The organism is Thalassospira alkalitolerans, from assembly GCF_002115745.1.
GTDB lineage: Bacteria > Pseudomonadota > Alphaproteobacteria > Rhodospirillales > Thalassospiraceae > Thalassospira > Thalassospira alkalitolerans.
In genome coordinates this window covers 1-14,103 of the sequence record NZ_JFKB01000004.1, presented here as the reverse complement: position 1 = coordinate 14,103, position 14,103 = coordinate 1, and the positions used below count along the sequence as shown (strand labels likewise).

At 50.0% G+C, this 14,103-nt stretch carries 14 protein-coding genes; 1 reads left to right on the top strand and 13 read right to left on the bottom strand.

Features of this window, described 5'->3' with window-relative positions:
- Window positions 1–50 precede the first annotated feature (50 nt).
- A complete protein-coding gene (rpoH, locus tag TALK_RS06715; protein WP_085617195.1) occupies window positions 51–920 on the bottom strand; it encodes an RNA polymerase sigma factor RpoH in 870 nt (289 codons plus the stop codon).
- A gap of 638 nt (window positions 921–1,558) precedes the next feature.
- Between rpoH and TALK_RS06710 the strand changes: the two genes are divergently transcribed.
- A complete protein-coding gene (locus TALK_RS06710; protein ID WP_085617193.1) occupies window positions 1,559–2,077 on the top strand; it encodes a YchJ family protein in 519 nt (172 codons plus the stop codon).
- Between the two features lie 42 nt (window positions 2,078–2,119).
- On the opposite strand, the gene TALK_RS06705 is transcribed toward TALK_RS06710, so the two are convergent.
- From TALK_RS06705 to TALK_RS06650, 12 genes are all read right to left on the bottom strand, one after another.
- Entirely contained in the window at window positions 2,120–2,566 is a 447-nt protein-coding gene (locus TALK_RS06705; RefSeq protein WP_085617192.1) for an NUDIX domain-containing protein, read from the bottom strand.
- A 72-nt stretch (window positions 2,567–2,638) separates the two neighbouring features.
- Window positions 2,639–3,511 carry a hypothetical protein gene (locus TALK_RS06700; RefSeq protein WP_085617190.1) on the bottom strand — a complete coding sequence of 291 codons (873 nt, stop codon included), beginning with the start codon at window positions 3,509–3,511 and terminating at the stop codon, window positions 2,639–2,641.
- A 175-nt stretch (window positions 3,512–3,686) separates the two neighbouring features.
- A complete protein-coding gene (gene ssb / locus TALK_RS06695; RefSeq protein ID WP_085617188.1) occupies window positions 3,687–4,235 on the bottom strand; it encodes a single-stranded DNA-binding protein in 549 nt (182 codons plus the stop codon).
- A 63-nt stretch (window positions 4,236–4,298) separates the two neighbouring features.
- Window positions 4,299–4,769 (bottom strand): GAF domain-containing protein, encoded by a 471-nt coding sequence (locus tag TALK_RS06690; RefSeq protein ID WP_085617186.1) that lies wholly within the window; start codon window positions 4,767–4,769, stop codon window positions 4,299–4,301.
- Window positions 4,770–4,950: 181 nt separating this feature from the next.
- Window positions 4,951–6,021, bottom strand: a complete 1,071-nt coding sequence (locus TALK_RS06685) for a sn-glycerol-3-phosphate import ATP-binding protein UgpC (RefSeq protein WP_085617184.1) — start codon at window positions 6,019–6,021, stop codon at window positions 4,951–4,953.
- Between the two features lie 64 nt (window positions 6,022–6,085).
- Window positions 6,086–6,940 (bottom strand): sn-glycerol-3-phosphate ABC transporter permease UgpE, encoded by an 855-nt coding sequence (ugpE, locus tag TALK_RS06680; protein ID WP_085617182.1) that lies wholly within the window; start codon window positions 6,938–6,940, stop codon window positions 6,086–6,088.
- 10 nt (window positions 6,941–6,950) lie between these two features.
- The gene (locus tag TALK_RS06675; RefSeq protein WP_085617180.1) at window positions 6,951–7,829 is read right to left on the bottom strand and encodes an ABC transporter permease subunit; all 879 of its coding nucleotides are present in this window, start codon (window positions 7,827–7,829) and stop codon (window positions 6,951–6,953) included.
- Between the two features lie 80 nt (window positions 7,830–7,909).
- Entirely contained in the window at window positions 7,910–9,205 is a 1,296-nt protein-coding gene (locus TALK_RS06670) for an extracellular solute-binding protein (protein ID WP_085617178.1), read from the bottom strand.
- Window positions 9,206–9,647: 442 nt separating this feature from the next.
- Window positions 9,648–10,508: an ABC transporter permease gene (locus tag TALK_RS06665; protein ID WP_085617176.1), complete on the bottom strand. Its 861-nt coding sequence runs from the start codon at window positions 10,506–10,508 to the stop codon at window positions 9,648–9,650.
- Between the two features lie 14 nt (window positions 10,509–10,522).
- Window positions 10,523–11,416, bottom strand: coding sequence for an ABC transporter permease (locus TALK_RS06660; RefSeq protein ID WP_085617174.1), 894 nt, complete (start codon window positions 11,414–11,416; stop codon window positions 10,523–10,525).
- Entirely contained in the window at window positions 11,413–12,540 is a 1,128-nt protein-coding gene (locus TALK_RS06655; protein ID WP_245829743.1) for an ABC transporter ATP-binding protein, read from the bottom strand. Before TALK_RS06655 ends, TALK_RS06660 begins: the two co-directional genes overlap by 4 nt.
- Window positions 12,541–12,675: 135 nt before the next feature.
- Entirely contained in the window at window positions 12,676–13,767 is a 1,092-nt protein-coding gene (locus TALK_RS06650) for an extracellular solute-binding protein (protein WP_085617170.1), read from the bottom strand.
- Between the last annotated feature and the right edge of the window lie 336 nt (window positions 13,768–14,103).

Here is a 14,103-nt window from a genome sequence, read left to right as displayed (position 1 = left end):
TTGAGAATCTGTAGACCGAACGTGGGACGGCACATTACGCCGAAATTCGGTTATGCTGTCGCATGTTGCGTCAGAACAGATTCCTGAATTTTCTTGAACGCCCGGGCTTCAAGCTGACGGACACGTTCACGGCTAACGCCAAAGCGTTCACCAAGTTTTTCCAGCGTGATCGGATCATCGCTCAGGAAACGGGCCTGAATGATTTCACGCTCGCGATCTGGCAGCTCACCCATGGCGTTTTTCAGCATATCATTATGCAGAACACGCTCTTCGGCATCGGCAACAAGGCTTTCCGGGCTTGGCGCATCAGACGACAATGTGTCGAGATATTCCATGCCTTCGTCTTTTGGCATCGGCGTGTTAAGCGAGAAATCACGCGCCGCAAGGCGACGGTTCATTTCAAGCGCTTCCTTGCCAGTCACACCAAGTCTCTCGGCAACGGCATTCGCCTGCTCGGGCGACAGCTCGCCATTATCATAGATATTAAGCTGCTTTTTGGCTTTGCGCAGGCTAAAGAACAGCTTTTTCTGTGCTGCCATGGTGCCAAGTTTCACCATCGACCAGCTATGCAGGATATATTCGGTTACAGCCGCCCTGATCCACCACATCGCGTATGTAGACAGGCGAAAACCACGTTCCGGATCAAACTTCTGAACAGCCCGCATCAGGCCGGTATTGCCCTCTGCCACCAGATCCGCCATCGGCAGACCATAACCGCGATAGCCAAAGGCAATTTTCGCGACAAGACGCAAGTGACTCGTGACCAGCTTATGAGCTGCATCTGTGTCATCATGCTCATGATAGCGGCGTGCCAGCATATATTCTTCATCTACGCTGAGCATCGGAAACTTCCAGACCTGTCTCAGGTAACCGGAGAAACCGTCATCCTGCGGTACAGCAGGTAATTTAATAGCGCTCATTTCATGTCCTCCAGAGAGGTTTACGCAACAGAGCCTGAATTTCCTTAGAATTCAAACAGACTTCAGATGACGCGCAAACACTATCATTTGTGAATTCAACCACGTGGACGACCGACAGTCATTTGGAAAAATAGATCCGTCCGGTCGCAATTTCATCCCATAGGTCCTATGGGAGAGGACAGCAGACGCAAGGATACTTAATTCTCATGGTGTCTCTTCCTTCCTTGAAGCAAATCGACAATTTACATGTCCGCCATTAGGCCGGAACATTATCCGGCGGTGCCATTGGGCCCCCACCCGCAAAAGTTAATATATCTAAACCCGACTAATTTCGTCAAGATAAACCTGACCGGATTTCAGCTATATTTCACTTACAATATCAGCATTTTACATAAATTACCCGATAAATGCAGTCGGATATTATCAATGCTGATTTACTCACGCTAAGATCGATATGCGGCAAAAAAAAGGCATATTGAATGGAATTGATAGTCGCTACCGCTGACATGTAACGCCAAAAATCCGGTCGACCAATCCCGATGCAGGATCAAAAAACTTTTGGTATAAGATGGTCCCGACATATTCCGCCGAATCACCATCAATCACTTATATGACCAAGCGCCAGTTAAGGAGCTCAAATGCCCACCCTAAAAACCACAGCACCCTGCCCGTGCGGAATCCCATCAACATTTGGTGATTGCTGTGGCCCTATCCTGGATGGTCGCCGCAAAGTCGCAACCGCCGAGCAATTGATGCGCACACGCTATAGCGCCTTTGTTTGTAAAAACGCCGATTATCTTCTGGCCACGCTGGCACCGGAAAATGCGGCAGGCTTTAATGCTGATCAGGTTAGAACAGATCAATGCGAATGGCAGGGACTTGAAATAATCGCAACGGCCAAAGGCGGCCTTCTGGATCAAACCGGAACGGTTGAGTTCATCGCACGCTTTCGCGATAGCGACGGCACCCACGCTCTGCATGAATGCTCACGCTTTGAACGGCGCAACGGTAACTGGCTTTATATCGATGGTCAGTTTCCGAGCACGACTGATGCACCTGCCAGAGCAACACACTCCCCCACGGCCACACAGCACATCGGACGCAACGATCCCTGCCCGTGCGGATCAGGCAAAAAATTCAAAAAATGCTGTGGTTAATATTAATGCGGGGCTGAAGCAACTACCGAGGCCGAACAGAAGCTAATATTGCGACCTGAATGGCTGACCGACTTCAAGCGCCCAGCGATGGAATGGGCGGATCAATTTCTGATGTGCATCTTCATAGGGCAACCAGATCAATTCATGGTCCAGCTCAAGCGGTGGCCCCAGACACTCCCCGAAGTCACATAAAAAGAAAACACCCCGCTTAAGGCGAAAACGTCCCTTTGAGAAATTGTTCACATATTGTGATGCAAAACCCAAGCGGCTGCGGATTTCAATCCGATAACCCGATTCTTCATAAGCCTCACGATGAAGGGCATCACGCTCACTTTCGCCACGCTCGACCCCGCCGCCAATCAGCACAATCCCCTTTGGCGTTCGTGCAACAGCAACCTCGCCCGCATCATTTAAAATGACGGCATAGACGCAGTCCTGAACGGCATAACTTCTGCCCATATCCGGGTTACCAAAGATCGGTCCGACCAATTTTCTATTCCTGGATTTCGCCTGCGCTAAATGTCCGAATGAACCAATTAAATGTTTGAAGTAGCGACAATTTCAAATTGCTTGTGCCTGATCAAGCAACAATTGACAGCGTACAGCATCCAGACGCAATTCGCTTTGGCGCGCGATCTCGAAATACCGTTTAATGTCATTATTTGACAGCGCTGCTTCAAGAACACCAAACTTTTTTGTCAATTGATCCACATACCGATCGGGTAAGATGCGATCCTGAAACGCTCCCTTGATCAGGAACTTTTCTGCCAGCGCAAAATCGAACTGCATATTCCGATACAGGATCGTTTGATAATTGGCATGCAGTTGCAGTTCGCCCTCGGCTGATACAAAGAAAACCGGAAACATCACCGCAAGTTCAGGCAAAATCCGGTTCGGGTAGACCTTCCCGTTCCAGTATTTCTCGGCCAGATTGGCATAAATGTCATAATCCGTGATCGGAAAGAATCGGGCCTTGCCCAAGGGCAAAATCTCGACCTTTGGTTTGGTAATTGTTACCGTGTCATTGGAGACATCGACATAAAGATCGCCAAACTGGAATGCATTCTGAAAATACTGATGCCGCAGGTTACCCCAGACACGCTTAGCGATACCACCGTGAAGGCAAAAATCCCTTAGTGCGACAAGCCCGACTGTCTTCGGGGACTGAAGCTCTCGCTCCAGCAGGGTTTTAACACCTTTTGTTATCTCGTAGCAGCACCCCTTTGGATAGGCGTCCTTTTTCGGATGATCCGTTAAGTAAAACTCCTGATCGTATTGGCGGCGCAACCGCAACATATCATCATGAAGATCCTTTACGCGCGGCAACAGGAATTTTTTCGTCAGTTTGACCTGTTTGAAGTTGGTCGGGATGATCTGCTCTTCCTCAGCCTGACCTTTGATAAAATCAAGGCTCAATACAGCATTTTGTGTCATTTAATACCAACTCTTGCCACATCACAGGCCAAATGAGGATGAGGATAAAGACGTACTCCTGTCCCGGAAAAAGGATCCTTCTTCCGGCCACGATGCGCAGCATCTTTGAAACAAAAATGCCCCCGGACCAAAATCATGTTCGGAGGCATAGATGAAGCTTGTAATAAGATGGCGCTTAGAACGGGATCTCGTCGTCAAGATCCGGTGCGCCTGCCGGTGCAGAACCGCCGCCGCTGCTGCTGCCACCCGATGCGCCGCCGTTACCCCAACCGGAATCTGATCCGCCACCGTAACCGCCACCATTATCCGAACCGCCGCCATAACCGCCGCCCGAGCTGGAGCTTGAACCACCACCAGAACCGCCACCTTCGCCGCGGTTATCAAGCATGGTCAGGTTCGAGTTAAAGCCTTCAAGTACGATTTCAGTGGTGTAATTGTCCTTGCCGTCCTGGCCCTGCCATTTTCGGGTGCGAAGTACACCTTCGATATAAAGCTTGCTGCCTTTTTTCACAAAGCGCTCGACAACATCGGCCAAACCTTCGTTGAACACAACGATACGATGCCATTCGGTGCGCTCGCGGCGCTCGCCCGACTGACGATCCTTCCAGCTTTCCGAGGTGGCAATGCTGAAATTGGCAATCTTTTTGCCCGCCTGTGTGAAACGAATTTCAGGATCGCGGCCGAGGTTCCCGACGAGAATGACTTTATTGACACTGCCAGCCATGGGTTAATCTTCCAAAGTTTGTGTTGTCCGCCGTTCCGTATCTACGGAACTGGTGAGTTATCATTACGCAAAAATGCGCTGCATTAAAGTTTCAAGTGCGACGCGATCAGTCTCGTCGAACGAACCGGTTTCGACACTATCGACGTCGAGCACAGCAATCAACCGTCCATCACAATCAAAAACAGGCACAACGATTTCTGAATTCGAACGACTGTCGCAGGCAATATGTCCCGGAAAGGCATGAACATCATCAACCATCTGGGTCTTGCCCGTCGCCGCAGCCGTACCACAAACACCACGGCCAAACGGAATGCGCAAACAGCCCAAAGACCCCTGATACGGCCCAACGACAAGTTCATTTTCCTTTTCTGGATCAACGATATAGAAGCCGGTCCAGAAATAATAGTCGAACTTTTGCGCCAGAATACAGCTTACAGTCGACATCAATGCGGTAATATTGCTTTCGCCCTCGGTGATGCTGATCAGTTCTTTTTCGGCTTCCTCATAAAGGGCCTTTTTCTGTTCTGCGTTCACGTCGTGCTCCTGCGTTGTAAGGGCCTAGGAGTTACCCGCTTGGCCGCGTCGAGACAAGGACAAAATAGCCTGCCCGCAAAGCCAGGTGGTCCGTTTGTGATTAGTATAAAACAACCCCGGCACGATGAACATGCCGGGGTCGCTGCAGACCGCCTTGCGACGGACCAGAAATCGTTTGGGGTCAGAGGCGCTTACCACTGTCCTTGTCAAACAGATGAACCAGATCGGCACTGGTCGAAAGTGCAAGTTCCTGTCCCTTGGTGAACTGATGTGTCCCCTGCATGCGCAGCGTCACATTTTCACCCTTGTCACCGAATTCAAGATAAACAAGCGTTTCGGCGCCAAGGGATTCGATCATCCGAACCCGTGCCCTTTGCGCCCCACTGCCATCTGCGATCAAGGTGAAATGTTCGGGACGAACGCCAACTACAAGCTCACGCCCGCCATCGATTTTGTGATCAAGATCAATCTTGCTGCCATCACCAAGGACCACATGACTTTTGTCATCCGAAACCTTGCCATCAAGAAAGTTCATCGATGGTGAACCGATAAAGCTGGCAACAAAGAGACTGGCCGGCTTTTCATAGATTTCAATCGGGCTGCCGATTTGTTCTGCAATACCAGCATTCATCACGATCAAGCGGTCGGCTAATGTCATGGCCTCGACCTGATCATGCGTCACATAAACCGATGTAATGCCAAGGCGTTGCTGAAGGTTCTTGATTTCAAGTCGCATATCAACACGCAGCTTGGCGTCAAGGTTCGACAGCGGTTCATCAAACAGGAAAACTTTCGGTTCACGCACAATCGCACGGCCCATTGCCACACGCTGGCGCTGTCCCCCCGAAAGTTGCTGTGGCTTGCGGTCCAGATGGTCATCAAGCTGCAAGATGCTTGCGGCGTGGCGCACCTTGGTATCGATTTCGGCCTTGCTATAGCCGCGATTTTTAAGGCCATAGGCCATATTACCGTAGTTGGTCATATGCGGATAAAGCGCATAGTTCTGGAAAACCATCGCAATATCGCGATCTGCCGGGGCAACATTATTGACGACGCGATCATCAATTTTAATCTCGCCACCCGAAATGCTTTCAAGACCGGCAATCATACGTAAAAGCGTCGATTTCCCACAGCCCGACGGGCCCACCAAAACGGTGAATTCCCCGTCACCAATTTCAAGATCGATGCCATGCAGGGCTTTGAACCCGTTGGGATAGGTTTTTTCAGCCTGGTTAAGCGTAACAGTTGCCATTTTCGTATCCTGTATGCGGATCTGTGTATCTTTAAATCACTGATATCAAACGATCGACCGGGGGTTATTTTTCGGTCTCGACCAACCCTTTGACAAACATGCGCTGGAAGATCACCACCACCAGTACCGGTGGGATCGTTGCCATGATTGTCAGTGCGAATGCCTTGGGGAATTGCGGAATCTGACCACCTTCATAAAGCGAGTTATAAACCTGCTTGATCCCGATCACGATGGTGTAAAGCTGATCATCGGTGGTCATCAGAAGCGGCCAAAGATACTGGTTCCAGCCGACCACAAACATGATGATAAAGATCGCCGCGATCATGGTGACCGAAAGCGGCACCAGAATATCGATAAAGAACCGCAACGGCCCTGCCCCGTCCAAACGTGCAGCCTCAAGCAACTCGTCGGGAACCGACCGGAAAAACTGCCGGAAGAAAAACGTCCCCGTGGCCGATGCAATCAGCGGCAGGATCAACCCGGTATAGGTATTCAGCAGGCCAAGCTTGGCAACCACCTCGTAGGACGGCACGATACGCACCTCAAGCGGCAGCAACAGGGTTGCAAAAATCATCCAGAACAGTGGCACGGCCAGCTTGAAGCGGAAATAGACAATCGCATAGGCCGCCATCATCGAAATAATGACTTTGCCAATGGCAAATCCAAGGCCAAGAACCATGCTGTTAAACAGCATTTCAAGGGCTGTCACCCGCCCCTTGGTCGCCGAAGAATCAAACAGGATCGCCCCGTAATTCTCAAGAAAATGTCCCCCGAACCAGAACTGAAGACCGTTCTGGAACAGAAATTCACGTGTATGGGTTGATGACACCAACGCGATCCAGACCGGTGCTATCATGAACAGCGAACCAAGAATAAGGATCAGATGATTGGTGATTGAACGCCATTTTGACTGATACATGACGCGGCCCCTAATAATGCACTTTGCGTTCGATAAATCGGAACTGGAACACCGTCAGCACACTGACCATGATCATCAGCAAAACCGACTGCGCGGAACTGCCGCCCAAATCTGCCCCAAGGAACCCGTCGACATAAACCTTATAGACAAGCGTCGCGGTCGAACCGCCCGGCGATCCTTTGGTCGAAACGTCGATGATGCCGAATGTTTCGAAAAAGGCATATGTCAGGTTGATCACCATCAGGAAGAAGGTGGTTGGCGCCAAAAGCGGGAATGTGATGGTCCAAAAACGCCGTTCGGCACTTTTGCAATCGAGTGTCGCGGCCTCGGTCACCGATTTTGGAATGCCCTGCAAGCCCGACAGGAAGAAGATAAAATTGACACTGACCTGTTTCCAAACGGCAATAAGCGTCACAACAAAGGTCGCATCATTGGCATTCTCGATATGGTTGAATTCAAAACCAAGGCTATTCAAAAGAATATAAAGATCGCCCATCAACGGATTGAATAACATCGTACCTAGCAAGCCCGCCACCGGCGGTGCAATGGCATATCCCCACATCAAAAGCGTCTTATAGGACTTTGCCCCGCGAACAACCTCGTCGGCACGTACGGCCAGGAAAAGCGAAATCGCAATCGAAAGGAACGCAACAAGAAATGAAAATACGGCCGTAAAGATCGCTGATTGCAGCCAACTGCCGCTTGACAGGACATCTTTGAAATTACGGAACCAAACGAATTGCGAGGACATCCCGAAAGCGTCCTCAAGCAAGAAAGATTGATAAACCGCCTGGGCTGCAGGCCACAGGAAAAATATCGCAATGATCAGAATTTGTGGTGCCACAAATAAATAAGGCACCGGGCTATGCCCGAATTGTACGCGTTTCATAATTTACGCAAGGCCCCAAGACGACAAGTCACAAATGGAAACAGGGCGGTCATGAAAACCGCCCTGTCTGATAAAGATGATTAGTTGTAGGTATCGTGGAAGCGTTTCAGAAGGCCGTTACCTTCTTCTTCGATCGTGGCGAATGCCTCGTCGATGGTGGCTTCACCATTCATCATTTTGTCGACTTCGCGATAGATAACTTCACGAATCTGGACATAGAAACCAAGGCGATAACCTTTGGTCCACTCGCCGCCTTCTTCGGAAAGCTGCTGGATACCAACTTCGGCGTCCGGGCTTTCTTTATAGTAGCCGTCTTTCTTGGCCAGCTCATAGGCAGCGTTGGTGATCGGAACATAACCGGTTTCTTTGTGCCAGTAGTACTGGGTTTCCGGTTTGGTCAGGAATTGGAAGAATTCAGCAACACCGGCATCTTGTTCGGCGCTATGACCAGAAAATGCGAACAGTGCTGCACCACCGATAAAGGTCGATTTCGGGGCATCGCCCACACCTTTCCAATACGGAAGGGTCGAGGTCCCAAATTCAAACTGTGCGGATTTCTTCAGACCACCAAAGGACCCTGACGAACCGATCCACATAGCAGATTTCTGCTGTAGGAAGGCATCCTGGTTCGCACCCCATGCACGACCATAGTAACCGTAATACCCGGCATCTTTCCAAGCTTTGACGTGCTTCCAGTGATCTTTCAGCGCATCATTGTTGTAAAGAATTTTCACGTCCGTACTGTCGTAACCGTTATTGGCAGTTGCCATCTGCAGGTTGTGACGCGACATAAAGTTCTCAAAGAAGATCCACGGGCTGTGGGACTGTGCAAGACCTTCGTAACCGGCATCTTTCAATTTCGGTGCGATATCTTCAAAGTCCTGCCAGGTTTTCGGTGCTTCCACACCCGCTTTGGCAAGCGCATCTTTGTTGAAATACAGAAGCGGGGTCGAGCTGTTGAACGGCAAGCCGATCATTTTACCCTCGGAATCCGCATAGAAATAGCGAACGCCCGGAATGTAATCATTGATATCAAAGCTGCCACCGTCGGCTTCCATGATATCCTGAACCGGTTTCACAGCGCCCTTGGCATTGATGATCGTCGCAGCACCGGCATCAAAGATCTGGATGATGTTCGGCTGGTTTTTCGCGCGGAAAGCAGCGATACCGGCAGTCATCGTGTCTTCGTAGCCGCCCTTGTTGACTGCTACCAGATGGTATTCATCCTGGCTTGCGTTGAAGTCAGCGGTAATCTGATCAACGACTTCACCAAGGCGGCCATCCATAGCATGCCACCAGGTGATTTCGGTCGCAGCGTTTGCCGTGCTGCCAAATGCAAGCACAGCGGCCGCTGCCATCAGGGTTTTACGAAACATGATCTTCTATCTCCCAAATAAAAACTTGTTCGCGCCAACCGCCTGTTGTTCGGTCGACACAACGCATTCGTTTTCATTCGAGGGGGACGTTTCCTCAAGTGACAGTTTTCGGAAATTTACTTTTGATGCGCGAAATAACCTTTAAAACTGCCGTTTTTTATATTTTAGTGTGCATTCGACCCCTTCAAATGTTCGTATGAACATCGCATAAATCGAACTACTTGCAAAGGTTTTCAATCCTGATGATTGACTTTGTTCGGTGTCGATTCTGCCAATCCAACATTTCGCTTGGATTTCCACCATTGTCACTATTATTGCGTCGTCATGCATATGCAACATTGCAGTGCAGTCGTTTCATTTGCACATGCAAAATGGGCGACCGCTGACCACCCATTTAATGTTCATTCGTGAACATACATTTGAGCATGTTAATCCGGCAATCTCAGTCGGGATTTTTATCGCGCTGAACAAAGACCGATAAAAGGGCTAACCCGCCAGAAACCACCATCAGCAACAACGACAGAGCATTCAATACCGGTGTGGATCCCTGTTTAAGGCGATCAAACATTGCGATTGTCAATGGAGCATCAGATCCCACCAGCATCAGGGTCGTATTGAAATTCTCAAACGACATCAGGAATGCAACGATCCCTGCCCCGACCAACGCCGGTTTTAGAAACGGAATGGTTACAGTCCACAACGCAGCACGACGCGTGGCGCCAAGATTAAGGGCGGCTTCTTCCAGGCTAACATCGAATTTTCGCAATCTGGCCGAAATCACCAATGTCGTGATCGTGGTAACAAAGGCAAATTGCCCAAGAATCACAAGAAACAAACCGGGCCGCAAGAATTCAAGGTCCCAGCCAATCGTGTCTTCAATACCGTTTGCAATCGCATTCGAAAACACAAGGATCGAAATCCCCAAAATGACGCCTGGTATCACCAATGGCGACAATGCAACAACATAAAGAAGGTTCTTTCCCGGGAACTGCGCCCTTTCAAACAGGAACGCATTACACGTGCCTACAGTCACCGACAGCAAAGTCACCCAAAACGCGACGAAGGCTGAAACCCCGACGCTTCCAAGCAGCTTGCTGTCATTGAAAATTCCGATATAGGGCGCTTCATTGCCAAAGAACCATGCCAATGTTCCACCTTCCCACGGCATGGATGGAAACAGACTGTCATTAAAAGCAAAGACACCAACAACAATCAATGGCGCGCTGAGATAGATGAAAAACAGCGTGATATAGCCAGCATAGACACCTTTGTGGAAACGCGACTGGGGTATACTTGGGATCATGGTTGCGTCCTCCCTCAGCCCACTGTTTCTGAAAGTGTCTGACGGCTTATCTTTAAACCGAACCAGACAATCAGCGATGACAATACCAGCAACAAGAAACCGAATGCCGATCCGGATTCCCAATTAAATCGGGTAATGAACTGGGTATAGATTTGTTCGGTAAACCACAGGCTATCCTTGCCCCCCAAAAGGTTCGGCGTCAGATAGTTGCCCAATGTCAGCATGAAGACGACGATGCACCCCGATGCAATGCCGGGCATGGCATGCGGAATGACAATATCACGCGTTACCGTAAAAGCATTCCCGCCAAGATCATATCCCGCCTCGATCAGGCTGTCATCCAGACTGTCCAGAACCGACACCAGTGGCACAACCATAAACAGCATCGATGTATAAACCAGACCAACCATGATTGTGGCATCGTTATACAGCATTTCGACCGGGCCATCGGCAATCCCGGCCCATTGCAGGAAATTGCTAATCACACCACTTTCGCGTAACAGGATCATCCATCCGAATGTCCGCACCAGCTCCGATACCCAGAACGGAATCAGGCACAACAGAAACAGAATACTCTTGCCTTTGCCGCGCATCATTTTGGCGATGTAATAAGATACCGGAAAACCAATCACCAGCGTCAGGACCGTCGCCATGATCGACATCACGGCAGTCCTGACATAGGTGTTCCAGTAAAGTGGCTCGACAAAGAACTCGATATAATTGATCAGGCTAAATTCATATTTACCATATGAAATCCGTTCATGCAGCGATACCAGCAGCAAATCGATATGCGGCAGGATCACCAGCAAAAAAAGCCAAAGCACCAAAGGCATTGCAAGCAACACAGCACCAAACCGTATCGTACCGCTGGTCTTGCCCCCTTTTGTTACAGGCGCCGGATTTGTCATGCCACCGCCCCTTGCGTTGTCACGCCTTGCTTCACCGTGCGGACAAAACACCGCGTCTGATCTGCCCCCCAAGTCAGGTTAACCACGTCACCCGCCCTCAGATTGGCAAATGCACCGGTTTGTGGCAAAGCAACAGTCATTTCATGACCTGTTTGGGCATCGCGGACCTGAACGCTACTGGCCGCACCATTAAACAGGACGTTCTCGACTTTGGCCTGAATGCCGTTATCGGTCTTGCCCTGTCCATCAATTGCAATCGCTTCGGGCCGGACAAAGACGTCAACCGATTGACCTTCTGCCAGATCAGGATGAACGCTGCGTGATGCCAGAACCATCCCGCCAGTCGGCAGATTAATGGCAATATTATCTTCCTGCATCGCGCCAACAATCCCTTGCCAGCGATTACTTTCGCCGACGAAACCGGCAACAAAGGCCGTTTGCGGATTGTAATAAAGGTCCTGTGGTGCGCCGACCTGCTCAAACCGGCCCGCATTCATCACGGCCACCTGATCGGACATTACAAGAGCTTCGGACTGATCATGGGTGATGTAAACAAAGGTCGTGCCGATTTCGTTCTGCAACTGTTTAAGTTCGACCTTCATATGTTCGCGCAGTTTAAGGTCAAGCGCGCCCAAAGGTTCGTCCAGCAACAAAACAGCGGGCTCCAGCACCAAACACCGCGCAATCGCAATGCGCTGTTTTTGCCCCCCTGAAAGCTGGTTGATCTGTTTCGGGCCAGAATCCGGCAGACCAACACGCGCCAGCGTATCATTAACCTTGTGCTCGATTGTCGCACGGTCAACACCCCGGCGTTTCAATCCATAAGCAACGTTTTCCGCGACATTCATCATCGGGAAAAGTGCTAGATGCTGAAACACCATATTCACCGGGCGGCGGTTCGGCGGAACCCCCAAAACCGATGATCCCTTAATCAGGATATCCCCCGATGACGGGGCCTGAAAACCGGCCAACATGCGCAACAATGTGGTTTTGCCGCAACCGCTTGGTCCAAGAATGGAAAAAAAGGATCCTTTGGGAATGGTCAGTGAAATAGTGTCTACCGCGGTAAAAGCATCAAAGTTTTTGACCACGTCACGACATTCAAGGTCAAATTGATCTGCCATAGGATCCTGCTGCATGAAATGAATTATCGATGCCGTTTTAACAACGATCATCGCAGAAATGAAAAAATGCAATGTCCCCGGCTGTAATCGCCGGGGACAAAATCATCCGATAAGGATCGGATCACAAGACATAGATTAGTTCGACTGTGCAGCTTTCACACGGTCAAGCGTCTTGCCTTCAAGGGTTTCCAAACCTGCGGGAACCGTCGGATACCATTTAATGTTATCAAGGGCTTCTGCAGGGAAGCTACCTTGGAACTGCGCTTTAAGTTTGTCCTCAGCAAAGGCGTCGGCACCTTTGGATGCGGTGAAGTTCCCGGCACTTGCGGTGATTTTGGCTGCGATTTCCGGCTGCATCACAAAATTGATCCACTTATAGGCAGCATCTTCGTTTTTGGTCTTCCGCGGCAGGACAAAGGTATCGATCCAGCCAAGCGCACCCGATTTCGGCGCAACAAAGGTGATATCGGCATTGTCGTTATTGAGCTTCCAGCCACCGGTATCCCATGCCATTGCCGCAACGACTTCACCCGAACGTACCAGATTCAGCAACGCATCGCCGCCTTCCCAATAGGTTTTAACGTTCGGCTTACACTCAACCAGTTTCTTTTCAACCGCATCAAGTATTTCCTGATACTTGGCTTCGTCACCATAGGCTGCAAACGGGTCCATCCCCATTGCAAAAGCAAAACCAATCAGGGTCGGACGCTTCAGACGGTACGAAACCTTGCCTGCAACGTCGGCATTACAAAGATCGGTGTAATCCTGAACGCCAACTGCCTTGGTGGTGTCAACGATCAGTCCGCTGGTGCCCCAAACATGCGGAACGCCATACACTTTGCCATCAAGGGTGGTGTTGGATTTAGTTGCTTCCAACATCGACGGGATGAATTTTGCAGTGTCAAGTTTCGAAAGATCGATCGGCTTATAGATGCCGTATTCAAGCTGCGCACCGGAAATACGATCCTGAGACGGCTGGGCAAGGTCAAAGCCGCCACCGCCTGTTGCGCGAAGCTTGGAAATCATGTCTTCATTGTTCGAAAGCGTAACTTCAACCTCAATGCCGGTTTCTTTTTCAAACATCTCAACGACGTCATCAGGGGCATAACCGCCCCAGGTCAGCAAGCGAAGCTCATCAGCCTGTGCGTTCGCGCCAAGCATCATCATTCCGGCAAGGGCCGTAAGCCCGAGCAAAGAACCATGCAGTGCGCCATGCTTCTTAGACATTTAATTTTCCTCTCTGTTGACGGATCGGCACTTCCCCTGTCCGACGTCAATGCATTCTGTGGCATTGCTGACGTTCCAGGACGGCACCAGTATCGCAAAAAACTTTGTTGAAACGAAAGCAAAAACGATCATTTTGCGTTCTTTTGAACAATTCGTTTCAATTTTCACCGCGAACACTGATTTTCCGCAAGTTAAACTTCTGCAACAATTTTTTAGATCAAGACGCCCAATATGGCCTGATCCGAACATGAAAAAAGGGGCCGTCGCCATGACCGCCCCTTTGCATTCAAATATTCACCCCTAAAACCCTAGGCGGTGTTTACATTCAGGATTCCC

Bases quoted from the DNA above. Each gene is read 5' to 3' on its own strand.
- TALK_RS06700 (WP_085617190.1), bottom strand. From the start codon at position 3,511: ATGACACAAAATGCTGTATTGAGCCTTGATTTTATCAAAGGTCAGGCT.
- TALK_RS06710 (WP_085617193.1), top strand. From the start codon at position 1,559: ATGCCCACCCTAAAAACCACAGCACCCTGCCCGTGCGGAATCCCATCA.
- TALK_RS06670 (WP_085617178.1), bottom strand. From the start codon at position 9,205: ATGTTTCGTAAAACCCTGATGGCAGCGGCCGCTGTGCTTGCATTTGGC.
- TALK_RS06675 (WP_085617180.1), bottom strand. From the start codon at position 7,829: ATGAAACGCGTACAATTCGGGCATAGCCCGGTGCCTTATTTATTTGTG.
- TALK_RS06655 (WP_245829743.1), bottom strand. From the start codon at position 12,540: ATGGCAGATCAATTTGACCTTGAATGTCGTGACGTGGTCAAAAACTTT.
- rpoH (WP_085617195.1), bottom strand. From the start codon at position 920: ATGAGCGCTATTAAATTACCTGCTGTACCGCAGGATGACGGTTTCTCC.
- ssb (WP_085617188.1), bottom strand. From the start codon at position 4,235: ATGGCTGGCAGTGTCAATAAAGTCATTCTCGTCGGGAACCTCGGCCGC.
- TALK_RS06650 (WP_085617170.1), bottom strand. From the start codon at position 13,767: ATGTCTAAGAAGCATGGCGCACTGCATGGTTCTTTGCTCGGGCTTACG.
- TALK_RS06685 (WP_085617184.1), bottom strand. From the start codon at position 6,021: ATGGCAACTGTTACGCTTAACCAGGCTGAAAAAACCTATCCCAACGGG.
- TALK_RS06665 (WP_085617176.1), bottom strand. From the start codon at position 10,508: ATGATCCCAAGTATACCCCAGTCGCGTTTCCACAAAGGTGTCTATGCT.
- ugpE (WP_085617182.1), bottom strand. From the start codon at position 6,940: ATGTATCAGTCAAAATGGCGTTCAATCACCAATCATCTGATCCTTATT.
- TALK_RS06660 (WP_085617174.1), bottom strand. From the start codon at position 11,416: ATGACAAATCCGGCGCCTGTAACAAAAGGGGGCAAGACCAGCGGTACG.